Source organism: Nostoc sp. LEGE 06077 (assembly GCF_015207705.1).
Classification (GTDB): Bacteria; Cyanobacteriota; Cyanobacteriia; order Cyanobacteriales; family Nostocaceae; genus Nostoc_B.
In genome coordinates this window covers 55,477-77,388 of the sequence record NZ_JADEWI010000006.1, presented here as the reverse complement: position 1 = coordinate 77,388, position 21,912 = coordinate 55,477, and the positions used below count along the sequence as shown (strand labels likewise).

The following is a 21,912-nucleotide window of genomic DNA, read 5'->3' as shown; positions in this document are numbered from 1 at the left end:
CCGGTAAAGCTTACCGTACATTCTCTACAATCTCTTCATTGCTCAAACCATCTTGTTTGGCCTGTACAATTACAGTCCAAAGCTGTTGTTTTTGAATTTCAGTATTACCATTAGTGTTATTGTATGGTAGTAACATTACTAAGCTTCACTTCCTAGAAATTTCAAACTTCTGTAATTGCTGCTGATAGTAAGTTCTTAATTGAGCAATTGATTTAGGATTTTGACTGTAATTATTACAAGGAAACGAAGCCCAAATCCTACCTACTTTGCATACAGCAATATCAAACCTTCCTGCTTCAATGTCACTTAAAGCATTATTACGACGAATATATTCAATTGCCATCTTGTCCTGAGAAGCTGGACTAAAATCTTTTAAGTTTAACTTTGGCCGAAGGTCATACCAACTTATATCCAACATTTGATAAGCACCAGCCGCAGTCGAACAAACATTTTTACCATTAATAGGAGCGCACTGTTTCTTTAACGGGTGTGTATAAAAATCATTAAAAGTTCCGTTAAATACTAATTTTCGATAACTTTCTGGCTCACTGGTTCCTGTTTCCGCCCAACGAATTGTTGCTAAAAAAGCCCTCAAACGTGGTGAATAAGGATGTAGTGGGTAATCTCTTGTACTAACTCTTATTTTTAAACTATTTGACGAAAATGAAGAAACACTAGTACCTTGAGAAATTGAGAAATAAATGCCTAAAGTAATTAAGGAAGCAGTTGACAAATGAATGGGTTGAAAACGGGATATAAATTGATGACGAGGACTGAAAATCAATCCTATTAAACCACCAACAATAAACCCAAATTTCCAACTATCAACTGCCTTACCGAAACTACGCACTTGGCAAACACTATCCGCACCCTTGGATACCAATCCACATGGCAGTGAAGCTACTCCATAGGAAAATGCAACAGAGCAGGCTGCACCAACTACACCTGATATAAAAATCGGTACAATTTGCATTGCTCTTGCCAATAGCTAAATAACTTTCAACGGTTTGCTAAATATTCTTGTAAATAAGGACGAGGGTTCTGCGCTACGCCATCAACGTGAACTTCAAAATGTAAATGTGGCCCCGTCGAAAACCCCGTACTACCTACTGCTGCAATCATCTGCCCACGGACAACTTGTTGTCCCTGCTGTACATACAGCTGACTGGCATGACCATAGAGAGTAGATAAACTTCCCTGATGCTGAATAATAACTGCTTTGCCATAACCATCCCTGTCACCCGCAAAAGCTACTCGGCCAGCATCAATCGCATAAATTGGCGTACCCTTGGCTGCGCCAAAATCAATTCCCCTGTGAAACTTGCGATCGCCTGTAATGGGGTGTGTCCGCCAACCAAATTCACTAGTTACAGGAGTACCAGCCGCAGTAGGAAAGGCAATTCGACCGTTATTTAAAACCTGATTACTAACAACAGTTCTAGGTAGTATTAGATTCTGGAGAGATTTAACTAACAATTGAGATTCAATCCATCCAGAAACCTGGGGAATGACCATAGCTGCAATGACAACTGAGGTGGCGATCGCATATCTCCAACTTTCACTCGAATTAGTATCGGCTGTCTCATCCAAACTAGTTACAGTCGAATTACTAACCTCCTTTTTACCGTCAGTTTCAAAGATTATTCGCATTGTCTCAACGCCTTTTTGCATTAGCAGGAGAAACCTGCCAACAACCAATCTTTGCAGTACTCAATACTTCCTCAAAATCATTCTGAGCTACACGGCAATCAGGAGAATTTAGGCCATCTCCGGATGTTGCAGATTCCTTAACTTTAGGGGAATAGCGAGTAGAGGCAGGATTAGAAGATATATTCACACTAGGTGCAGCAGTAGAGACAACAGCTGGCGATAAAAATTGAAGCTTTTGTGCTAATGCCACAGCATTACGCCAGTTATAAAACTGCAAATATCCTGGTTGCAAGATATCTGCAATCCACACCAGCAGTACGAACCAAAAAATTGCCTTTACCCACATTAATCCAACTGCTTAACCACAGGCAGGGCAAAAGAAGGAACTTCCTTGGGTACAACTTCAATCTTCTTCCCATCTGCATATCCTGGCCCGGTGTAACTGCCATTCAGGAGAAAATTCAACAGCATTATTAATAACCACACTCCCACAGCAGCGACACCCACAGGAGATTTAATTACATCCGATAAAAAATATACTGGATACCAGCCAAATCTCCAGGGATTTTGTGGATGCAACCTATGTGCTTTCCAAGTCTCAATATAGGGAATTTCTATCTGAGGAACTCTCGGCTTATAGGCAGTAGGTGCATTAATATACCTCACCTCTACGGGTTGAGTATCATAAGTGGTCATAGGAGAAACGCTAGGTTGCTGATTTACCATTCCTCCTTGCTGTACCTGCTGCAACATATTTTGCAACCGATTGGCAGGCACAATTGCTCCACCTTCAGAATAATCAACATCAAAATTACGGCGTTGATTTCTACTCATAATATGACCTCAAATTAATTAGCTGGCGGGTTTATTATTTATTTGGGAGTTAGTATCTTCCCAAAAATCTTCATCTTGAAGTTGAGCGTAAAACTCTTCTGGAGATAACATTCCAGTTTGGTTTTGTACTCCATCTTCAACAACCTGATTACTATCTACTCGCCCTAATCCAGAAACAGCAGAACGAGGAGAAAATTGAACGACATTTTTAGCAGAAAACTCGTTATTAAATCTCATCCCAGGAGGCGAAACTGGGGGAATTAAAGAAGGCTGAATATCAGTATTAGGAACACCAGCATGAAGTTGCTGATTGCCAGAATTTCCCAAATTCTCAGAAACTTCATCTGTTTCTTCAACTGCATTGTTATACTCAGAAATTCCCCAACCCAAAAAACAAGCAAATCCAGCCAGAAATATAACTGCACTCATCCAATGCACTCCTGAATTGGGAGATGGCATCATCTCAAGCGTTGTCCGAGTTGAACCTTCCAGGGTAGTACGAATAGGGGTACGTTTGACTGCCGCTACAACATTGAGCGAACACAAAGCTATGCAAATTATCGCAGCAGCAAACTTAACATACATGACATCACTCCCCTGATTTATTAACAGGCTTTCTATTAGGAATTGGATTAGGTAATTGCTTCTTCATTTGTTGGAGATATATTCGCCTTTCCTCCTCTTTCTGGCGTATTTTCTCGCGGATATCTGCCACCTGTGCCATCTGCTCTACTGGATCTAAATACCCCCGCGCCCGTAACAGCTGCGCCTGTGCAAGCGAGTATGGTTCTTGAGCATTCCTAATCTGAATTAACATTTGATTCAGATCAACAGATGGTTGAGATTCCAAATTCTGGGCGTAATCAATCGCCTCTAGTTTACCCAAAATCAAAACAGCAGCAGCCCCGGTTGGTATCTTCTCCTCAACTTTCGTACCATCGGTTTTGCGGTATCCCCAGTAAAAACTATTATTTCCAGAAGCTGCTTCTAGTAACACATCCAGCGAGTTGAATTTAACTATCTCTAGTGCCGGCATATAGTGCAGGCGGTAAAATCCAGATTTCTCATTAGCTTGCATTCTGGATATTTCACCCCGCAATTGCTGCCCCCACAATGCCGCCGCCAACTGTCGCCAGCCTGTAAGAGTAGGCGCACCCTCTACTGAGGAGTAACTGGACAGATGGTCTATATTGTAATCAGTACGGGAAAGCTTTTCTAAGTACACTTCTCGAATTTGGGCAACTTGCGCCTTTACTTGCTGTACCTCCGATATCTGATTACTTGGAATTTGTTGCTTCCATCCAACCATTAATGCAACCGCCCCAATAACAGACAGCGCACTAACAGTCGAACAAACCGTCCACAGGGTGACATTTACCTTTTGTCTTCTTCGACTTGGTTGTTTATTTCGCACAGGTGTAGGAGTAAACATCATTTACCCCTCACGTATTATCAACAACCAACTGCAACTGAGGGCGCTTGTTTAACTCGCGTGCGATCGCAATTCCCGCACCACCCACAACTATCCCGGTAAGTAGCAACAGAGGATGCAGGGCAAGCGTGGCCCCCACTCCCAATAGCTGTCCTACCATCCCAGAAACACCCAAGTTCATTAACAAACCACCCGCAGTGTTGACCAAAAAATCAAATGCTGCACTCATACCTGCTCCCTGGCAATAATGCGACTAAAATCAGTAACTGCCTTGATTTTGAAAAGTTGATTAGGTTTTTTGTTCGTCCCTAGTAAACCAAATTATTACTAGTGACAAAATTAAACCAACTAATTCACCTATACCCACACCAATCAAAATTGGCTGAATACTCGGAATTTCCTGTCTCTCTTGTGTTGGGGGAACCGCTACCCACGTCCCAATCACAGTACCAGCTACTACCGAAAGTAGATTTATACCAACTGCTTGGGTAGATGTTTTTTTGAAATTAAGTAAACTCTCATCTCGTATTCGATAGCAGATGGGTAACATCTGAGCTACTATTTCTTCGGAGATTGCCCGGTTTTCGGCTGCGAGGACTTCAACTGTCTGGGCTGCGGTGTCGATGTACCGATCAACAGTGGATGAATCTCTTCCCCCCAGTTCACCTTGCCGAAAAAATCGTTATCAATGCGCGAATTGATTCGCTCTTGCGCCTGGTCGTAACCAGGCGAAACGGAAGTATTACCTTCAGCCAGCGAACTACTGCCATGAAAAACAAATTCTTCTAGAGCAAGTGTGGAAGATTCAAGCACCACTTTATGGCGTAATTCTCCTAACTGAATACCCCTATCAGCATCCCGATAAAGTATCCCTACAAAACTATCGGGGGAAGCTTGTTCTGGATCTACGCCAAATCGCTGTTTAATATACTCGCGCTTGTCGAACTTATGTTCGCCTACTTCTGATTTGCGATCGCGCATTGCAATCAAGTGCTGGGCAGCTTCTTCAAGGGACATACCTTCACGAGAAGCTATCTCTTTGAGTTGAACTAATTGCTGTTCGATTGTTTCGTCAAGCGTATCATTTGGTTGCAAAGCTAAATCTAACAACCGACAGCAGGTACGTACTACATCAGGCGACACCTGCAAAGTCTCTGCCACTTTGTTGATATGCTTCATTGCGCTCAATTCTCCTAATTACTGATTGCACAATTGGGTTGTTTTTTTCTTCATCAGATATATGCTTGCTCAAAAAGTTATAAAGGGTTAGGCCATTAACTTTTTGTAAATAAGCATCTAAGCCACCAGCAGGAATTACTTGCTGTAAATATTCCTTATACGTCAACCGCCGAATTTTGGTAGCAACGTAAAAAACATCAGCAATCTCAACTGTTGCTGCATCAAAATATCCTCCCCGCTTTCGCGGTTTTACTATACCGGCATAGGGATACCACTTTTGTAAAGCAGAGATTGAAATCCCGTATCTTTCGGCAAGTGTTTTTTGGGTGTAGATAACGTTTTCACATATCATCAAACTCAATTCCAAGTGAAAGACAACATCAATGAGAAGCGAATTAAACTAGTAAATTACTAAACTGTTTATAAATTAGAAAATAATTTACCAAATATGTCAGTTTAGTACAGGTATAGCTCAACTCAAATACATCTATATTTCAACCTAGCTCCTAATAAACTGCACACTAGCCAAGTTACATACTGCCTGTTGATAATGCAAGCACGTTTGTATATATGAGTAAAAACAATAAAAAAAATACTCTTTTAATAAAAAATTACTCTAACAGAAATATATAACGAAATATGGGACTTAATAGCCTGTGAGAAGTTCATCGAACTTTTACCCATTTATCTTGCAGTCTCATGTTATGAGAATACTTGCCTTCACAATCTAATAACTGCAAAGCTTACCCTTGTTGAGAAATAGCCTGCTGCTGTTTCTTTACCGCGCGAGCTATCAGAGGGGCTTTTTTCTCTAATCCTTGTAGAGTCAAATCACCATCCAAATAAAGTTGATACCATTGTTGACGCTGGCGCAGGACTCTTTCGTCATCACGTAACCGCAACCGTTCCAAAGTAAATTCTGCCCTTTGAAGTTGTTGCGGAGGAACTTTATCTGTTAATACTAATTGTAGGGAAGGAAGTAAAATTTCAAACCAATCTTCTCCCAAATCAAAAGGATCAAGCACTTGGTCGTCAAGTGTACCTTTACTACTATTAATCCAAGCAGAAGCAAAGCGTAAATTAGTCCATTCGTAAGCTAAATTGCGGTAATTTTCACGACTGCGATAATGATCTACTGTACCAACTGGTTCATACATAACGCTATAGCCACAAAGATTATTAAATCCATCGGCTAAATAACTTTTGAAAGGCGACCAATAATCTCTAGTTCCTTTTTTGATATCAGGATTTTTTTCCAACCAAGCATTTCCCGGTTGTCGCACTTTTTCATCAAAATCAGGCGGTTCTGGAGGAGGATTAAATGGCATCATCTGTGTTATACCTCTGATAACCCAAAATTTCTTTTCTCCGTTGTAACTATCCAACGGGGCCAAAATGGGTCATGTCCTGGTAAAACTCTTTGAAGTTCCTGATGGATTTGTATTGGTCTTCTCAAGTGTTCTGGAAACGCATTCATATCATCATTACGCATCCAAGCCTCTGCTGCTTCAATTGCGATTTCTGCTTCTTTGGAACGGGCTTGTTTAAGACCAAAAATTTCTGAGGTTAACCATCCAACTGTATCCCCTTGTTTTGACCAAGGTACTTCATCAAGGCTAACTTCTCTATCTTGTAATTTAAATAAAAATAGTTGATCTTCTTGCTCATTAAAATTTGGCTCTAAGGAAGCAAGAACAAGTGGAGAATGAGTAGTTACTAAAGCCTGTATCTTCATCCTGGGTTGTAATTCTTTCACTACAGCTAAAATAGCTGGTAAAATCACTCTCTGCCAACGAGGATGTAAATGAGATTCAATTTCATCAATTAGTAAAACTATCTGATTTACTGGCTTTTGTTGCCGTAATTCAGCAGCTTTTTTATGTTCGTACCAAGTCCACACTAGTAAATAAGCTAGTCCCAGAATACGCTTCATTCCGGCTGATGTTTGAGTGACAGGAACATTCCCGTAAGGTAGGTCAACAGTAGGAATATCGCGCACATCTTCAATAGAAACTCGCGTTGGCTCTCCCACTTCTATCCATTCTGAAGGGTGAGGTGCAAGTTTTTTAATAACATTAGAAAATAGTTGAAATGGATATTTATTTGGTTGATTTTGCCATGTTACCCAATCTTGAATTAAACCATTACAAAGAACTTTATTTTTTGATTTTAATCCATTCCAGAGTGTATTTGGGTTAAAATTATAAGCAATATCGCGTTGGCGAGCTGGGTCAAAAACAGAAAAACTACCATCAACCCGTACATAAATAACGACCTCTTTTAATAAAGGAGGCATTTGTAAACTACGCCATTTTTGTTCAGAAAAATCAAAGTAACTCTGATATTCTCTTATATCTTTTTTATTGCTAATTATTCCTGTAATTTGCGGATTTTCACCTCTAACTTTCTGTGGGTATGCTGGTTGTTCTACCCAATTTGTAGTCATCACCCACCAAGCGATATCTAGTAAAAAACTTTTACCTAAACCATTATCACCTGTAAATATATTGAGCCTATCGGCAAATGCGACATCAAAGTGGGCAGCAGGTCCAACTTGCTGGAGGTGAAGTTCTTTTAACATTTTGCTCTCCCAAACAATTTCATACTTATCAAATAACCTCTTATAAATTAGATAACCTTACTTTAATTATTAACATTATTTCTTTAACTACGCTTTTAGCCAAATTTAGTTAATTACGCCTATGAATTTTACAGAGCTAGCTATTTTATCGTTTGAAAAATAACAATATTCCGTGCGGATAATTCGTACATTTGTATTCATTAAGATTAGAATGTTGTGATTCATATCCTTGTAAATCTTGATTAGTAAGTGAGTACACATCGCTTGTTATAAGTTGATATCCTTGAGTTTTAAGATATCCAACTAACTTATCAGGGATTACATGGGATGCACCATATGTTGGTAATAAATTATGTGCAATTTTATCTTCATCTGAAATATCTAATCTAAAAATACCTGTACGACAAAATAGATTAAAATCAATTGGTTCAACCAAACTACTTGTAATAATTTCAATTGATTTTACTTCCTCAGCTAACTGATTTGTACTTGCAAAATTACGCGACCACGGGTTTCCAATTAAAAATAGCCGCACTGATATCGCTTCCGGTTGCACCTTCACTATATCGAGTAACAACCGCATAACAGCATCTGGTTGCAAATAATCTAACACTCCATGTACTGAAACTAACCGTAATGTTTTAGGAGCGTAAAGTTTTGTCAGTTCTAGTTCTGCTAGATTGCGATCGCAAAAATAATTTAACTGTAGATTTGGGTATTGGCTACGCAAAGCTAAAAACTTTTCTGGTGGATTAGTAGCAATGTCGTAACAGTCGATTGTCGGAAGTTGGTAGCGCGTCAAGTCCACTCCGTCAAAACCAAAAAAAACTTCACGTTCGGCAAAACCTGCACCCAAAATAGCTACACTATCACCTTTACCTGAAAGAATCGCTTCCCAGGTAAGGGGATAAACATTAGGAGTAAGCTCCAAAAGCCTAGCTTTACTAATCTCTAGGATATTGCCACTGCCTTTGTTTTCTAGGAATCTTACTGCCATAAAACCTCACTATATTATGAAACAACCTTGGGACGACTGATGGGTGTAATATCCTTACCTTCGCCCAAACGGTACACTTCTGTGCGATCACCAACATCAATTTCAAAAAACCGATAGCTTGTAGTAAACCGCGCCCACGGTGCCAAAGGATTAATTTTTGGGAGATTGGTTGTTGCGTGGTAAGTGATTTCAAAACCTGTGCTACCATCTTGCTTAAACTTCTGTATGAAAATCTGGTAGTCTCTAGCGTGCCAAAAATCTGTGGTTCGACGACGCACTACATCTTGTGAGTCAGAACTCATTGCCCGTGCTGCTGATGCAGACACGATCAATTGAAAATTGTCAGACATTCGTGTTAAAGCAAGTTTCTTTTCTGGGTTTGAAAATACTTCATCAACAATTGGTCTGAGTTCAGGGTACAAACAAGTTTCGGCAATGTAAAACCCTGAATACTTGCTGATATCATTCTCAAATTCCCGATCAACTAGTCTTTCGGAGTCACAACTAACCGACTTTCGTAAGCTCGCAAAAATCAAGCTTTCGTATAACTTCTGCTGCGATGCTGGCGTTGCTGCAAGAATTTTGAATGCAGACCCACGCATCCCCTGAATTCCAATCAAAGCACAGGTACAGTTGAGAGACGCTGCCCACGTCGCTAGAAATTTTCGATAGTTAGTATAAAGTATTAATGCTTCTTGGTAGTCAGGAGCTTTAATTTTGAGTAAATGCTTTACTGGGTTCGGCTTAATCTCCCATCCAGGTCTAGATAATAAAGTCCACAATGTTGAGGAATCTTCAATGGCATCCATGCATTTATCTCCTCAGCAAATTAATGACAATTATTTGTCTGTCCGTTTCTGTCAAATCTCATGCGGGATATGAGTTCCTTCAGATGCGCTGGGTCTACACCAAACCTATGAGCAATGTCATACTCCTCATCTTCAGTTGGCGGTGCATTTAGTGTCAGTAAATGCTCCAAAAACGGTTGCGACCCCCCTAAAGGCAAACCATCATCTGTAAAAGGTAACCTATGTTTGTGCATTGACTGCTCAAATACCGCAGGGCGGGTATTTTGTAGCCACGCTACAACCTCACCAGGTTTTGGCGGATCTATCCCCAGTCGCTCGCATTCTTCTAATAACTCGTTTGATAATTGAGATTCTACTGTGGAGAGGCTGCGCGATCGCTCCACCAAATCTTGTAACCATTCCTGTAGTTTTCCTGTCTCTGGTAACTGCAAACCCAGCGTCTGACAAGCGGCGACAAATTCCTGTCCAATAACAGCATTAGTATATAACTGCCCCAACCAAGTAGCAAATTCCTCATTTTGAGGTAATTCTATGCCTTGTTCAAGGCTAAAATTTTGCAGTTTCTTTCCTAAACGAATTCTTTCTAAAAGCTTTGTACCAGTATCTTCTTCATCATTAATAATTTGAGGGTCATTTGACCCAAAAGCCATTTTGTCTAAAAGCCAAATAGCTATTTGTCCTGATTTTGGAGCTGATAAATTTAAAGTTTCACAGGCAATAAGCAGCTCAGTTCCCAAAGATGTAGAACTTGCAAGCCACTCCTCTAAATTACCTGACCGAGGAACAGTAAGTCCCTTTTGAGATAAACCAACAAGCTCTAAACCCAAATTCACCAAGTTCCTAACTACCATTGACAAGCTTTTACCCATTTCAGGTATTAGCTTCTCAATTTGACCCCGCGTATCAACATTAATATGGACTGTCACGCGGTCTTTCTCTGTATCTACAGGACGACCGCGCTTTGAAGGTAGCTTCGGGTTTTGTTCGGGCTGTTGTTTACTCATGTTACTTCAGTCTATCGGAAGCACAAAGCATATTTGAAGCTTTTTTATACATAAAAGTTAATAAACGTAACTATTTAGCAGTGTGAAAATATTTTCACACTGCTAAATAGTTACGAAATGTAAATAAAACACATACATAATTAGTTGATTTGGTATTCTTCAATCAAAAGCACAAAAAAGTTGAGATGGCAGAAAAACACCTGTTTCAATCAAAATTTCTGCACGAGTCCAATATGAAATACTGCGAAATCTTCAAAAACTTACCCAAAGAAGGCTTAGAACCCAGACAATTTCTACGCCACTGTTTCGGTATAGCAGAACTCAGCCCCCCAGAACTTCTCGAAGAAGAAACCGACTCGCAATACCGCAAAAAATGTATCACTGTACTATGTGCAGTCTTAGGTGTACAAAGACCAACAGTTCGCAAGTGGGGAAGTGATCTCAATTTTGATGGGATACCCAACTACTCCAAAGTTTCACTTGCTTACATTCATACCGCCGAAATCGTGCCAAAGCAGCTAAAGAGCATCTTGAGAGGAGAATACAACGCACCAGAAGTAGATGCTCAAACCTTTCTAGAAAGAATACTCCTTGAAGGGTTAACTGAACAGCAAATACTGCAAACTGTTTCCCACGCCAATTTTCGCGCAACTTGTGTCAAAACCCTCACGCAAGTATTACATATTGGCACCAAGTCAGTCCAAGATTGGGGTCAAGATATGTCGTTTCACAAAATGCCCAAAATTCACAAGCACACCTTGGGCTATGCTTTGGCTGCTATCTCCAAATCATCAAAAGCTTGGGACAAACAAGCAGCCTGAATTATTTGCAGTGAATTAAATAGGTAAGTGGTCTTTTAAGACCAACGAAATTAATGCAAAGAGAATTTTATCATGCCAGGAACTATCACATCAATCTCTTATCTCCAAAAACATCAATTAGATCCAAATCCAACCGCACATATCGAAACCAGCAGTCTGGAATATTTGCACGCCGCTTTCCTACTCTACGAATACAAAACCACCTACAGCAAGAAAGAATACCGAACCTTGCTCGATACATACGGTTGGGATAAAGGAAGCTCTGAGGAAAAACGAGCGCTCAAAATAGCCGAAAACTTCCAAGAATTTTTAACTTGTCCTCAACACCTAGCCGCAATTCCAGTAACAATACTTCTCAGATTGTGTTCTCTTCAATACAAACCAATTATCAGTCACTTACAGGATTATCCAATTGGAGGATTGACCTGCAAACTAGTACTGGAGTTAATCGAAGAGAGGAAAGCCCTCCTTAAAACCCAAAAGCAGGAACAACAAAAGCAGATATCAATCTGGCGCAAAACTCCAAAAGGCGATCGCTACTGTCAGTTCCCTCCTCAGTGGGAAGAAGACCACCAAACAGGGATACTCACACAGGAATTAATTGATGGATATGGGCTACTTCCCCAAGAAATTCTCCGCGATGCGATCGCAGATTATCACGCCAAAATCAAATCCCAAGAAAAAGAGCAGCCCCAGGAAGAGACTGCTGAATCTGAAGTGGTTGTGGTTGGGTCGAGTATGCTTCTACAAGCGGAAACATCCTCAACAGAGAGAGAAAAAGCTCTAGAAGTTAACTCCAGACTAAAACAAAACGAACAAACTAGCACCAGTAACGCTACAGAACAACAGTCAGTTGGGGAAGAAGTGTTAATGCTGGCAGAAAAACTCAAATCAGCTACCAGTTATTATCAAATTAGAAGTGCTATATACAGGCATCTGGCTGTTAAAGATGAAGCTTGGAAGCAGCTTTCCCCAGAAGATCAGTTAAGAATTGAAAGATTGTTGCCCCAGGAAGTATTAGCTCTAACAACAGCCAGAGAAGCAGGTTTAATTATTGACTACTATGATTTAGAAACTGGCTGGCTTCAAGTATTTATTGCAGGTGAAGATAAGCCTGTAAGCATTAGTAAATCAAATGTAATTAGTTGGGTACAAGAACAAGAAAGACTCAACTGCGTAACTACGTAAACCACCACAATCAGCTAACGCCTCAGTCTTAAAAATCATCCCAAAAAAGCATATATGGAATTGTCAGGAAAAATTCCCTCAATTCCTTGCTGCTACATGATTGAGCTATCTCGTCCGCTGGGAAATGAGAAACATCAAGCTCGTTATTACTTAGGTTCATGCGCGAACCTCAAGAAAAGATTTCAGCAGCATCTACAAGGGTCTGGAGCAGCATTTACTCGTGCTGCGATAGAACGCGGCATCGAATTCAAAATTGTTTACGTATGGAAGACCTCAAGTAAACAAGAAGCTCGTCAGCTTGAAATTCAACTTAAGCGATATAAAAACCATGCACAATTATTAAGGAGAGTGCAAAATGCCAAAACGAATTCGACAAAAACTAGGTAAATACCATTTGAGACGTAAGTTAAGTGGAAAAGTTCTGCTATCAAAGGTTACAAGCTTTAGTTGCTATCAACAGAACCATCAAGAAAAAACCTGTACAACTGCAAGGAAATTCATCCGCAATAACAATATTCAACCACCATGCGTTATCACAGTACTTAAAATATCGGGTAGTGAAGAAAAATTTTTCTTATCAAACAATGGACTGTTTAGCTATAAATATGCGATTGAAAATCACAACCTATTCTCACTGGAAATAGCAGACATCGCTAGTTAAATCAAAAAATAAATTCTTTAATAGCTGGTCAACTCCAGCAGGCTAAAAATGAACTAGTGAGTGACCTCAAACAGTCAGAAATTTTAGAGATGGTTGCCGATAATATCATCTTGCCTTACTGGTACGAGTATTACAAACCGGACAAAGAAAACCAAGCAATTCTAGAATCTATCCCATTAATTAAGATTTGTGGTAAAAAGCTTCAGCTTATCGAGAACTAGAAACGAAAGATTAAGCTTTTCTAGCACATTTTACTATAAGAAGTAGGCATTTTTAGAATAGTGGGATAAGTTGCAAGACTCATCATTGCTGAATCTCGGCACAACAACAGTGTTTGTTAACAAGTAATATGGAATTATCCGTAATTTGGGGATAATTATTCGGTCGCGGAGTCAGAGCCTGTGGAAAAATCAACCCAATCAAGCCAGGCAGAAGTTCAAGAATTGTTACAAGAGTTACACGAAATGTTTTGTACGCTAAAATTCCGCCGTCTAAATTCACAAATCCAACATACAGTGAAGCGTTATTGGTCGAATGCAATCACCTTTCTCAAAGAATCACTCCGAACGAGTAAGAAAATTTAATCTCCGGAGGCTGTATTTGTCGCGGCTTGTAAAGGAGGTAGAAAGCCGGAGGTGGCGTGGCACAAGTGAATTATGATGTAAGCGCTTGGTTCAGATGGGGACGCAAGCAAAGGATTGCAATAACTTACCTGCCTCCTAAGTACGAAACGACAGCGGAGATGATTGCCAAATACATTTATGACGTAACCAAGAAGCAAGTACCATCTGATTTGCAGCTAAAGGTTGCAGTGTCAGAAACTCCTAATTTTTGGGTAGAGTATGAAGATGACTAAATCTATTCCAACAAAAACCTTGGTTTCAACTAGCACAATTTCACGCCTTCGCACACTAATTATTACTTCTTGTACTGGAAAAAAGCTTCATAACCCAACAAATCAGCTAACAATAGAGGATTTTAAAGACACAGAGAGATTAAGAGAACGCACACAATCACTTTCAGAATTCTCCTGTCCGTCTGGCCAGATGTACACAGGGCTGCAACATCTACGGCTAATGGAGGGGGTGGATATCCTGAGATCGCACTTTGGAAGAGAAGTGGTAGATGTAAAAATCATCTCAGCAGCTTATGGACTAATCCCTGAAGACAAAGTTATTGTCCCCTATTCCGTTACTTTCAACTCAATGAAAAGTGACGAAATTTCTTCATGGGCAAATTTTATCGGAATACATAAAGATTTCCAGGAAGCAGTTATTGGATATGATTTAGTATTTGTCTTATTAGGAGATAAATACATACGCGCTTTAAACTTACCAATTGAAACTCATCCCAAACAGACTTTTATTTTTTTAGCTTCTAATAAAAGTAGAAACCTTTTGGTTTTAGGAAATGCAAATTTTGAAGTATTAACGTTTTCTAATGCAGATGCATCACGATTTGGCTGTGCTTTAGTAGGATTAAAAGGACAATTAATTAAGTTAATTGCTACTGAAATTCGACAAAAACCTAACTTATTGTCAGAGCTATATAACAACCCCAAGACATTAGAGAAAGTTTTAAATAATCAGCCCCAACAATTAGAACTTCCTTTAGGGATTTCTGTAGCTACAGCAAAAAAATCAAATATTAAAAATAAAAAACCGAAAAGAGCGATAGCGAACTTAGATGAATTTTTGAATTTACCAAGAGCAGTTAATACGCATTTGAGAATGAAATATTTCATTCCTGAATGGGATGACAAGGTAGATATTGGATATAACTTTTTACTAGATGAATCTAGTCTAAATCGAAATGCATATAGAGATGATGTATATGCTCATGAAATATATTCACAGCCTAATTATGACGGAATTCTGGTATCGAAAGTAGTTGTTGATAAGATAAAAAATAAAAGAGCAGATATAGAGAAATTAGGAGGTATCCGTAACTTTGTAAGATTCCCAGGTGAAATTATGGGAGATTGCGGAGCTTTTGGATATATTAAGCAGGAAGTTCCTCCCTATAACACTGTAGAAATTCTAGATTATTATGAAAAATTACAGTTTAATTATGGAGTAAGTATTGACCATTTAATTGTAGGGCCATTTGCCGAGCCTGGAGTTAGAGAGAAGCGCTACGATCTGACTTTGCAAAATGCAGAGGAATTTATATCCAAACATCAAAAAATTGGATATACTTTTACTCCTATTGGTGTAGCTCAAGGTTGGAACCCAGAAACTTACGCTGATGCAGTAAAAAAACTGGTTGAAATGGGATATGACTATATTGCTATAGGGGGAGTTGCCAGAACACCAACTATAGAAATTTTAGAAATTTTGAAAGAAGTTTATCAACATTTAACACCGAACACCAGATTACATTTATTTGGCGTAGGGCGTATTGATGCTCTTCCTTATTTCCGCCATTTGGGAGTAACCAGTTTTGATTCAGCAAGTCCATTACGTAAAGCTTGGTTTGATGCAGTAGAAAACTATCATACTTTAAGTGGTAAAGCTTATGCTGCTGTGCGTATTCCTTTTGTAGATAAGCAGTCACCACGAATTAAGCATTTGCTATTAGAAGGTTATGAGCGTGAAACTCTTAGGCAGCTTGAGCAAGAAGCATTAAAAGCTATTCGGGAATACGATAAAGACAATATATCACTAGATGAATCTCTTGAGAAATTACTAGCTTACGATGAGTTATTAGAATTACCTCGTGACGGTAAAGTAACCCCAACAGCGAAAGCTAGACGTTTAAGACAACACACTCAATTATATAGAGAACTATTAGAAGTAAAACCTTGGCAGGAATGTGAGTGTAAAATCTGCAAAGACTATGGGGTAGAAACAGCTATTTTTCGTGGTAATGACCGTAACCGCAGGCGTGGTTTTCACAATACTTATGTATTTTATCAGCGGTTTCAAGAATTTTTGAGTAATGAAAATCATCTTGAAAATTATAATGTTGATACAACTGGAGAATCAATATAATATAGAGTGATGCTCAAATCAACTTTATGATTTTAAGATAAATACCAATATGAATTTAGAACATAATTTTCTCCCAGTTTTTTCAGTAGACTGGTTAGGTTTATTCAATAGAATAAAGAATTTAGAAGGAAATTATGGGATTCTCACACCGATTTCTTCCAATAAAAGTCTACTGACAAATATTCGGAATTTGGGAAAACTTTTTTTTATAGATAGTGGCGTTTTTGCTAATCAAGATTGCCCCTGGTATTATGAAATGCATTCTGAGTATTTTGATGACCGTTGGGTGCGTAAACGAAAATTGGCTTCTGAAGAGCATTTGCGACGTAAAGTTAGAGAGTATCTAGAACGGTGTGATCAATTTTCACCTGATTTTGTTTTTACACAAGATATTTTTGGAGAACCATTACTATCACTGTATTTAGCTAGACTAACCTGGCAAGAGTATTGGGAGAAGCCAAGAAACTATAGTTTGATTGGTGTTGTTCAAGTAGGGTATTCAATTTATAATTGGCAACAAAATTTAGTTCCTCAATTAAATTCTTTTCCTCCCCATTATTATTCACCCAAAAGTTTCTTAGCTTCTTTGATCAGTGCTTATCGTGATATTGGTTATGATTACATTGCTTTGGGAGGATTATTAAAAGTTGATAAAACTAGAACTACAGGCTTAAAATTTGGTTTGTCCACACAGGAATTAGATGAACTTCTGGCTTGGAGCCGACCGGAATTTGTTTTAGGGGGACTAGCGTTAACCCGTGCAGAAGTATTGAAAAAGCACAATGTCTGGGCAGATTCTACTGGTTGGTTGTGGTGGAATGAGAAATATGACAATAAATTTCGCGATCGCAATGCCTTCCAAGAAGTTTTAGAATTAGCAGCCATTTAGATAACGCCACTTACGGGTGTAACACCTACAAATTCTCGTAAAAGTCGATGACAAGCACTGATAGTAGTTTTAGTATTTGAAATAATAGCTTCTCCCTGACTTCCAACTTGTGTAACACCTCGGTCTTGCCATAGTTGATTATTGCGTTTCCAGTCTATTTCTTGCAGTCTACTTAACCATTGGAGAAGCTTCTCTGCTGAAACACCCTCTTGGTATAAATCGTGAGCTAACATACCGAGTGCTTGAAAGATGGTAGCGCTCACGGCTAATGACTCCTGTCTTTGGGTAGCACGTTCTTGTTTATTCATAATCCTCCAAGGATTGTTAGGAATAATGTTTGCGGTCGCCGCCCAGAATGTTGTTGCCCAATCAATTAGAGGTTCCAAATCAGTTTGAGATTTTAAATGAGGAAACATATGCTGAGTAGCAGTGACCAAGGTTGATAAAGTTAATAGCTTGGGATTGTGCTTACCCAAGCCGTTTTCCACTGTCTCCACATTGTCACGAAACTGAGGAACTCGGCAGATCAAGTCTTTGGCGATTAAAACCGTGGGCGATCGCTTGTCAAAAGCATGGGATAGCGACACACTTGGTCGTTGAACTAATAGGTTTTGGTCGCGGAAAGCTTGGCGTTCCTCTTCTAATGACAGTCCTGCATATATCAACACGCCAATTTCTAATTGTGAAAGGATGATGGCATACTCCGACTCTTGCTCCTGGATATCTTGCAATGCTTGGCGAATGCCATAGCATCGATGCTGACCGTCTGTTAAGCGCAAACTAACCGAATGGTAAGGGAGGTAGATATTACCGTCTCTGTAAGTTGGCGACGGCTGAACATTAACGCAAATCGGTGGAAAAAATGTAGTTCCATCTTGGTAAGTCTCTAGGATATATCGAGCGATCGCCTTGACTCGTGTCACGTTAAGTTTGCGTTGAGCAAAGTCCGGTAAATCTGGGATATTCGGTATATATAGATGACCGTCATTCAGCAATCGTGCAACATCTCCAAATGTGATACTGGCGACATAACTCATATGCTCGCACGCCTGACCGCGTTGTACAGGCACGCCTTTGATAACCAATTCAAACATTACTTTGCTTTTCCTGTAGGTTAACTGGATTTTTTCTAAGCTTGCATACAAGCATACATGGTAGCAGAAATTATGTCTGTGTATTTATGCTGGGGTGAGATATGTAGCTGCGGTAAAACCATTGCCTCACCAAGCACGGATTCCAGATGAAATTTATGCCCAGTTGTACACAATTAGACACTCATGTGAGCAAATGCTTGCTCCAAATCGAACTAGCGATGCCCCAAGTTTACAAGACATCGTAAACGTAGCACTGAAGCGACTGATTAGCGATTGGCAAGACGATGAAAAGCAAAATTTGCTACGTAACGAACTTCTTGAACAACGCAGGGCTGCCCGTTCAAATATGGGTCGGAGAAAAAGTGAAGACAGCTAATAAGGGTGCAAAATGATTAATTTGGATACTTTCCACAAATGTCTTGCCCAACCATCAGCTCGTGGTTACGACCTTGATCAGAAACAAAAAGAAGCTGTAGAGTATGGCAACGGTTGTTTGTGGCTTCTGGCTGGGCCTGGTTCGGGCAAAAGTGAGGTACTGGTAACACGAACACTAAAATTGCTCTGTGTGGATGGTATTCAGCCACGCTCTATATTTTTAACTACTTTTACTGATAAAGCAGCACATAATCTTGAAGATCGCTTGGCGACTTACTTAGCAGCACTACAAAAGACAGATCCTAACCTGAAAAATGTAGATTTAGCTGACATAAGAATTGGAACATTGCATAGCTTGTGTAATGATATTCTCCAAGAATACCGATATCCAAATTATCAAAATGTTCGCCTTCTAGATCAGGTAGAACAGGACTTATTTACTTACCGCTATGCTTCAATTTCAAATCACCAAGACTTAGCTTTCTGGCAGAATTTTAACTACACTGTGCGCGATTGGCGTAATCTCAACTATCCTCCTAACAAATGGAAGCGAGCTAAAGCAGCAGTTACACTTTTTAACCACATCGTAGAAGACTGTATTGATATACAAGCAATGCACACGGCTGGTGGACATTGGGCAACTTTGGCAGATTTTTATCAACAATATGTTCAGCAGCTAGAGAACTATTATCGTTGTGATTTTGCTCATCTTCAAGCTCGTTTTCTTGAGTTTATCACTTCTCCTATAGGCCAACAGTTTTTGCAAGGAAGCGGTCAGAACCCTCCTTTGCAATATGTATTAGTAGATGAATATCAAGATACTAACCCAATTCAGGAACAAATTTACTTGGCTCTAGCTCATCAAGAACCACACAACATTACAGTAGTTGGTGACGACGATCAAGCTTTGTATCGTTTCCGTGGTGGGAATGTAACCTGTATGGTGAATTTTGACAAAGCTTGTTTGGCTAAATTTAATAAATCTCCTCATCCAATTCAGCTTGATAAGAACTACCGTTCCCATCCTGATATTGTCCAATTCTTCAATCACTACATCACCTCATTTCCAGAAATGACAGTTCCAGGAGTCCGCGCTCCTGGAAAGGCTTTAGTTAAGCCTGCTTCATCTATTACGGGTGCATATCCTGCTGTTTCTTGGATTCAAACAAAGAGAGTAGGGAACTTAGCTAATTTAGTTGCTGAATTTATAACTAATCATTTAATAGGAGATAAAATTATTTCTGACTTAAGTCAGTGCGTTTTGCTGCTACGAAGTGCAAAAGATTCTGCACGAAATGCTGGTCCCTTTATTGAAGCATTCCAGCAACGTGGAATTCCTATATATAATCCCCGATCAAAATCTTTCATGGAAAGTGAAGAAGTTCAAACTTTACTTGGAGCGTTAGTCCAAGTTATTGACCGAAACTATACTTTTCAATCTAAAACAGACCCGCAAGGAAAACCTCTTGGCTGGGTAGAGACAGTTCAGCGATGGCTTGATACTCTAAACAAGGTTAGAAATAACCATAGTGTAGCAGCAACAAATCAGTTAAATGATTACTTAACCCGTAGTAATGCAGATTTACCGCAAATATGTGCAAAATATACTGGTAGTTCCCTCGGACTCAATTTACTAGAAATTATTTATCGTATTCTTTCACGAGAACCTTTTTCTATATGGAAACAAAACCCCGAAAGAAATTTACGTCTTTCCAAGGTAACTCGCCTTTTTGAAGGTTATAATAGCTTCAATTTAGATATTTTACGAGCTAATACTGCTGGAACTGATATTGATGATAGTTTCCTAAATCAGTTTTATACAATGTTTGTTAGCTATTTAATTGAAGCAGGAATTGATGATGATGAAGATGAGGACGTTATTGTTCCTCAAGGCTCTTTACCTATTATGACAATTCACCAGTCAAAGGGGTTAGAGTTTCCTTTTGTATTTGTTGTTACAAAACTAGGTCAAGAGGGAAAAGTCGGAGCAGCACAAATGCTTGAGCAAACCTTAGCTCCTTTTCGACAAGTTCTCTATCTAAGAGTTACTAGACAACCAGAAGATTTAGCAATAGAAGATGATATCCGTTTACTTTATGTAGCTTATTCACGTGCACAATACGGTTTGATTCTAGTTGGTACGCAAGACCAGATTAAAAATCATATTGCCGTACCCAATCGTAATCATGTGGAATTTCAGCGAAATATATTTGCTATTACAATATAGAGGAAAAATTTATGACTATAAATAGGCGAAAGCCTTTTCAAGGTTTTTCAATCTCTTTATCTAAAACAATAAATATAAAACGTCGTTATAGCGTTACTCAAGATATAGTTGCATTTAGACGATGCGCTCGTCAGTATGGGGCTTTTAATGTCTATAAATATGCGCCTGCTTATCAAACGCAGGCTTACTTTGGTACTATCCTTCATCAAGTTTTAGATCGCTGCCATACCCATTTTCATGGAAAATTTGACCCTTCGACAACAGGGACTTTACCAGATAATGGAAGAATCTTAAAAGATGAAGAAATTCTTAACTATTTTGATGATATTAGAGAAGCAGAAAGAACAAAATCAGCAAAGCCGACACCACCAAGTCAGATTGTCAAATATTTTATTGAAGTTGAAAATGGATTAAAAAGTCAAGGAATTAGAGCTATAACTAAAGATATTCGACTGAAAGCTGTACGATTGCTTCAATATTTCAACACCCTTGAAGGACCGACGCTTTACCAACGAGTTAAAGATACGGAACATCGATTGCAAGCAGATCGTATTACCCATATTCTTCATGGTGTTGTTGACCTTTTAGTTGATACACCGGGTTCAACCGGAAACCCTGCCGACTGCGAAATGTGGGACTATAAAGGCAGCAGTTTTTTGAATGTCAATCCAAAAGACTTAGAAAACTATGAATTTCAAATGCGAGTTTATGCCAAGCTGTATGAATTAAAGCATGGTGTTTTACCTCGAAAAGCTATTTTATATTTTCTTAATGAGCTTGATGGACCTACTTGTCCAACTCAACGTCCGGTTAATGCTTTGCTAGAAGTCAGCATTATACCGAGCGAGATTGATAGTGCAGTACAAGAGTTTGCACAAACTGTAATACAGATTGAACAAGCGCGTTGTAATGACCAATGGAATCCTGCGGTAACAGGAACTATAAGTGAAAAAGATTGTGCTATTTGCGACCTTCGTTGGGATTGCACTACTCCAAATGGTGGTAGTGGCATTACGCTTAGATATCCATAATTGCTATTTCAAAAAATATTTTTTATCTAATTTTAAAGCTTGTAACTAATCATTTACCGTTCGCGTAATCACTGCAATAAGTTCTTTACAAGTCTAATATTAGTGATTTCTTGTTTTTTTTATTATGCGAACAGTTTACTTATAATC

Annotated in this window: 28 protein-coding genes and 1 pseudogene; 12 read left to right on the top strand and 17 right to left on the bottom strand. The window is 39.2% G+C overall.

Annotation, left to right across the window (positions count from 1 at the left end):
* Positions 1-10: 10 nt before the first annotated feature.
* The 16 genes from IQ244_RS32950 to IQ244_RS06210 form a co-directional block, all read right to left on the bottom strand.
* On the bottom strand, positions 11-136 hold the full coding sequence (locus tag IQ244_RS32950; protein ID WP_265578908.1) for a hypothetical protein: 126 nt from the start codon (positions 134-136) through the stop codon (positions 11-13).
* Between the two features lie 9 nt (positions 137-145).
* The gene (locus IQ244_RS06280; RefSeq protein ID WP_096560839.1) at positions 146-973 is read right to left on the bottom strand and encodes a lysozyme; all 828 of its coding nucleotides are present in this window, start codon (positions 971-973) and stop codon (positions 146-148) included.
* 26 nt (positions 974-999) lie between these two features.
* On the bottom strand, positions 1,000-1,650 hold the full coding sequence (locus tag IQ244_RS06275) for a M23 family metallopeptidase (protein WP_193890984.1): 651 nt from the start codon (positions 1,648-1,650) through the stop codon (positions 1,000-1,002).
* A gap of 4 nt (positions 1,651-1,654) precedes the next feature.
* Positions 1,655-1,996 carry a hypothetical protein gene (locus tag IQ244_RS06270; RefSeq protein ID WP_193890981.1) on the bottom strand — a complete coding sequence of 114 codons (342 nt, stop codon included), beginning with the start codon at positions 1,994-1,996 and terminating at the stop codon, positions 1,655-1,657.
* Positions 1,996-2,484 carry a hypothetical protein gene (locus tag IQ244_RS06265; RefSeq protein ID WP_193890978.1) on the bottom strand — a complete coding sequence of 163 codons (489 nt, stop codon included), beginning with the start codon at positions 2,482-2,484 and terminating at the stop codon, positions 1,996-1,998. Before IQ244_RS06265 ends, IQ244_RS06270 begins: the two co-directional genes overlap by 1 nt.
* Positions 2,485-2,502: 18 nt before the next feature.
* Positions 2,503-3,069, bottom strand: a complete 567-nt coding sequence (locus tag IQ244_RS06260) for a hypothetical protein (RefSeq protein ID WP_193890974.1) — start codon at positions 3,067-3,069, stop codon at positions 2,503-2,505.
* A 4-nt stretch (positions 3,070-3,073) separates the two neighbouring features.
* The gene (locus tag IQ244_RS06255; RefSeq protein ID WP_096542706.1) at positions 3,074-3,916 is read right to left on the bottom strand and encodes a phage terminase large subunit family protein; all 843 of its coding nucleotides are present in this window, start codon (positions 3,914-3,916) and stop codon (positions 3,074-3,076) included.
* Between the two features lie 10 nt (positions 3,917-3,926).
* Positions 3,927-4,145: a hypothetical protein gene (locus IQ244_RS06250; protein ID WP_011316696.1), complete on the bottom strand. Its 219-nt coding sequence runs from the start codon at positions 4,143-4,145 to the stop codon at positions 3,927-3,929.
* A 60-nt stretch (positions 4,146-4,205) separates the two neighbouring features.
* Positions 4,206-4,466: a hypothetical protein gene (locus tag IQ244_RS06245; RefSeq protein ID WP_193890971.1), complete on the bottom strand. Its 261-nt coding sequence runs from the start codon at positions 4,464-4,466 to the stop codon at positions 4,206-4,208.
* An 8-nt stretch (positions 4,467-4,474) separates the two neighbouring features.
* Positions 4,475-5,026 carry a hypothetical protein gene (locus tag IQ244_RS06240; RefSeq protein WP_193891087.1) on the bottom strand — a complete coding sequence of 184 codons (552 nt, stop codon included), beginning with the start codon at positions 5,024-5,026 and terminating at the stop codon, positions 4,475-4,477.
* Between the two features lie 22 nt (positions 5,027-5,048).
* Positions 5,049-5,447 (bottom strand): hypothetical protein, encoded by a 399-nt coding sequence (locus tag IQ244_RS06235; RefSeq protein WP_193890966.1) that lies wholly within the window; start codon positions 5,445-5,447, stop codon positions 5,049-5,051.
* A 391-nt stretch (positions 5,448-5,838) separates the two neighbouring features.
* On the bottom strand, positions 5,839-6,426 hold the full coding sequence (locus tag IQ244_RS06230) for a hypothetical protein (protein ID WP_193890963.1): 588 nt from the start codon (positions 6,424-6,426) through the stop codon (positions 5,839-5,841).
* 5 nt (positions 6,427-6,431) lie between these two features.
* Positions 6,432-7,676 (bottom strand): AAA family ATPase, encoded by a 1,245-nt coding sequence (locus IQ244_RS06225; protein ID WP_193890960.1) that lies wholly within the window; start codon positions 7,674-7,676, stop codon positions 6,432-6,434.
* 145 nt (positions 7,677-7,821) lie between these two features.
* Entirely contained in the window at positions 7,822-8,673 is an 852-nt protein-coding gene (locus IQ244_RS06220; RefSeq protein ID WP_193890957.1) for a hypothetical protein, read from the bottom strand.
* 14 nt (positions 8,674-8,687) lie between these two features.
* On the bottom strand, positions 8,688-9,482 hold the full coding sequence (locus tag IQ244_RS06215) for a hypothetical protein (protein WP_193890955.1): 795 nt from the start codon (positions 9,480-9,482) through the stop codon (positions 8,688-8,690).
* A 20-nt stretch (positions 9,483-9,502) separates the two neighbouring features.
* Entirely contained in the window at positions 9,503-10,486 is a 984-nt protein-coding gene (locus tag IQ244_RS06210; protein ID WP_096560853.1) for a hypothetical protein, read from the bottom strand.
* Positions 10,487-10,719: 233 nt separating this feature from the next.
* On the opposite strand from IQ244_RS06210, the gene IQ244_RS06205 reads away from it, so the two are divergent.
* From IQ244_RS06205 to IQ244_RS06165, 9 genes and pseudogenes are all read left to right on the top strand, one after another.
* Entirely contained in the window at positions 10,720-11,307 is a 588-nt protein-coding gene (locus IQ244_RS06205; protein ID WP_096560929.1) for a hypothetical protein, read from the top strand.
* A 72-nt stretch (positions 11,308-11,379) separates the two neighbouring features.
* Positions 11,380-12,495, top strand: coding sequence for a hypothetical protein (locus tag IQ244_RS06200; protein ID WP_096560854.1), 1,116 nt, complete (start codon positions 11,380-11,382; stop codon positions 12,493-12,495).
* A gap of 54 nt (positions 12,496-12,549) precedes the next feature.
* Positions 12,550-12,882 carry a GIY-YIG nuclease family protein gene (locus IQ244_RS06195; RefSeq protein ID WP_228058766.1) on the top strand — a complete coding sequence of 111 codons (333 nt, stop codon included), beginning with the start codon at positions 12,550-12,552 and terminating at the stop codon, positions 12,880-12,882.
* Positions 12,851-13,156 (top strand): DUF3155 domain-containing protein, encoded by a 306-nt coding sequence (locus IQ244_RS33350; RefSeq protein ID WP_096560856.1) that lies wholly within the window; start codon positions 12,851-12,853, stop codon positions 13,154-13,156. Before IQ244_RS06195 ends, IQ244_RS33350 begins: the two co-directional genes overlap by 32 nt.
* Before the next feature lie 56 nt (positions 13,157-13,212).
* On the top strand, positions 13,213-13,377 hold the full coding sequence (locus tag IQ244_RS06185) for a hypothetical protein (protein WP_193890952.1): 165 nt from the start codon (positions 13,213-13,215) through the stop codon (positions 13,375-13,377).
* A 180-nt stretch (positions 13,378-13,557) separates the two neighbouring features.
* The gene (locus IQ244_RS06180; RefSeq protein WP_193890950.1) at positions 13,558-13,740 is read left to right on the top strand and encodes a hypothetical protein; all 183 of its coding nucleotides are present in this window, start codon (positions 13,558-13,560) and stop codon (positions 13,738-13,740) included.
* A gap of 128 nt (positions 13,741-13,868) precedes the next feature.
* Positions 13,869-14,012 (top strand): annotated as a pseudogene (locus IQ244_RS06175) (6-pyruvoyl trahydropterin synthase family protein); the annotation flags it as partial.
* The gene (dpdA, locus tag IQ244_RS06170; RefSeq protein WP_228058765.1) at positions 14,005-16,149 is read left to right on the top strand and encodes a tRNA-guanine transglycosylase DpdA; all 2,145 of its coding nucleotides are present in this window, start codon (positions 14,005-14,007) and stop codon (positions 16,147-16,149) included. The pseudogene IQ244_RS06175 and the gene dpdA, both read left to right, overlap by 8 nt.
* Before the next feature lie 49 nt (positions 16,150-16,198).
* Positions 16,199-17,038 carry a hypothetical protein gene (locus tag IQ244_RS06165; RefSeq protein WP_096560857.1) on the top strand — a complete coding sequence of 280 codons (840 nt, stop codon included), beginning with the start codon at positions 16,199-16,201 and terminating at the stop codon, positions 17,036-17,038.
* On the opposite strand, the gene IQ244_RS06160 is transcribed toward IQ244_RS06165, so the two are convergent.
* A complete protein-coding gene (locus tag IQ244_RS06160) occupies positions 17,035-18,132 on the bottom strand; it encodes a DNA sulfur modification protein DndB (protein WP_096560858.1) in 1,098 nt (365 codons plus the stop codon). The two genes, IQ244_RS06165 and IQ244_RS06160, sit on opposite strands and share 4 nt — an antisense overlap.
* 193 nt (positions 18,133-18,325) lie before the next feature.
* Between IQ244_RS06160 and IQ244_RS06155 the strand changes: the two genes are divergently transcribed.
* The 3 genes from IQ244_RS06155 to IQ244_RS06145 are packed head-to-tail and all read left to right on the top strand — an operon-like array spanning position 18,326 to position 21,765.
* Positions 18,326-18,508 (top strand): hypothetical protein, encoded by a 183-nt coding sequence (locus IQ244_RS06155; protein ID WP_193890947.1) that lies wholly within the window; start codon positions 18,326-18,328, stop codon positions 18,506-18,508.
* A 12-nt stretch (positions 18,509-18,520) separates the two neighbouring features.
* Positions 18,521-20,734, top strand: a complete 2,214-nt coding sequence (locus tag IQ244_RS06150; RefSeq protein WP_096560860.1) for a UvrD-helicase domain-containing protein — start codon at positions 18,521-18,523, stop codon at positions 20,732-20,734.
* An 11-nt stretch (positions 20,735-20,745) separates the two neighbouring features.
* Complete coding sequence (locus IQ244_RS06145; protein WP_096560861.1) at positions 20,746-21,765, top strand: PD-(D/E)XK nuclease family protein; 1,020 nt, start codon at positions 20,746-20,748, stop codon at positions 21,763-21,765.
* Positions 21,766-21,912: the final 147 nt, after the last annotated feature.

Coding starts and splice junctions, on each gene's coding strand:
- IQ244_RS06200 (WP_096560854.1), top strand. CDS start 11,380: ATGCCAGGAACTATCACATCAATCTCTTATCTCCAAAAACATCAATTA.
- IQ244_RS06205 (WP_096560929.1), top strand. CDS start 10,720: ATGAAATACTGCGAAATCTTCAAAAACTTACCCAAAGAAGGCTTAGAA.
- IQ244_RS06265 (WP_193890978.1), bottom strand. CDS start 2,484: ATGAGTAGAAATCAACGCCGTAATTTTGATGTTGATTATTCTGAAGGT.
- IQ244_RS06150 (WP_096560860.1), top strand. CDS start 18,521: ATGATTAATTTGGATACTTTCCACAAATGTCTTGCCCAACCATCAGCT.
- IQ244_RS06220 (WP_193890957.1), bottom strand. CDS start 8,673: ATGGCAGTAAGATTCCTAGAAAACAAAGGCAGTGGCAATATCCTAGAG.
- dpdA (WP_228058765.1), top strand. CDS start 14,005: ATGACTAAATCTATTCCAACAAAAACCTTGGTTTCAACTAGCACAATT.
- IQ244_RS06275 (WP_193890984.1), bottom strand. CDS start 1,650: ATGCGAATAATCTTTGAAACTGACGGTAAAAAGGAGGTTAGTAATTCG.
- IQ244_RS06210 (WP_096560853.1), bottom strand. CDS start 10,486: ATGAGTAAACAACAGCCCGAACAAAACCCGAAGCTACCTTCAAAGCGC.
- IQ244_RS06245 (WP_193890971.1), bottom strand. CDS start 4,466: ATGTTACCCATCTGCTATCGAATACGAGATGAGAGTTTACTTAATTTC.
- IQ244_RS06235 (WP_193890966.1), bottom strand. CDS start 5,447: ATGATATGTGAAAACGTTATCTACACCCAAAAAACACTTGCCGAAAGA.
- IQ244_RS06270 (WP_193890981.1), bottom strand. CDS start 1,996: ATGTGGGTAAAGGCAATTTTTTGGTTCGTACTGCTGGTGTGGATTGCA.
- IQ244_RS06215 (WP_193890955.1), bottom strand. CDS start 9,482: ATGGATGCCATTGAAGATTCCTCAACATTGTGGACTTTATTATCTAGA.
- IQ244_RS32950 (WP_265578908.1), bottom strand. CDS start 136: ATGTTACTACCATACAATAACACTAATGGTAATACTGAAATTCAAAAA.
- IQ244_RS06195 (WP_228058766.1), top strand. CDS start 12,550: ATGGAATTGTCAGGAAAAATTCCCTCAATTCCTTGCTGCTACATGATT.
- IQ244_RS06280 (WP_096560839.1), bottom strand. CDS start 973: ATGCAAATTGTACCGATTTTTATATCAGGTGTAGTTGGTGCAGCCTGC.
- IQ244_RS06260 (WP_193890974.1), bottom strand. CDS start 3,069: ATGTATGTTAAGTTTGCTGCTGCGATAATTTGCATAGCTTTGTGTTCG.
- IQ244_RS06250 (WP_011316696.1), bottom strand. CDS start 4,145: ATGAGTGCAGCATTTGATTTTTTGGTCAACACTGCGGGTGGTTTGTTA.
- IQ244_RS06225 (WP_193890960.1), bottom strand. CDS start 7,676: ATGTTAAAAGAACTTCACCTCCAGCAAGTTGGACCTGCTGCCCACTTT.
- IQ244_RS06165 (WP_096560857.1), top strand. CDS start 16,199: ATGAATTTAGAACATAATTTTCTCCCAGTTTTTTCAGTAGACTGGTTA.
- IQ244_RS06255 (WP_096542706.1), bottom strand. CDS start 3,916: ATGTTTACTCCTACACCTGTGCGAAATAAACAACCAAGTCGAAGAAGA.
- IQ244_RS06230 (WP_193890963.1), bottom strand. CDS start 6,426: ATGATGCCATTTAATCCTCCTCCAGAACCGCCTGATTTTGATGAAAAA.
- IQ244_RS06145 (WP_096560861.1), top strand. CDS start 20,746: ATGACTATAAATAGGCGAAAGCCTTTTCAAGGTTTTTCAATCTCTTTA.
- IQ244_RS06160 (WP_096560858.1), bottom strand. CDS start 18,132: ATGTTTGAATTGGTTATCAAAGGCGTGCCTGTACAACGCGGTCAGGCG.
- IQ244_RS06155 (WP_193890947.1), top strand. CDS start 18,326: ATGCTTGCTCCAAATCGAACTAGCGATGCCCCAAGTTTACAAGACATC.
- IQ244_RS33350 (WP_096560856.1), top strand. CDS start 12,851: ATGCCAAAACGAATTCGACAAAAACTAGGTAAATACCATTTGAGACGT.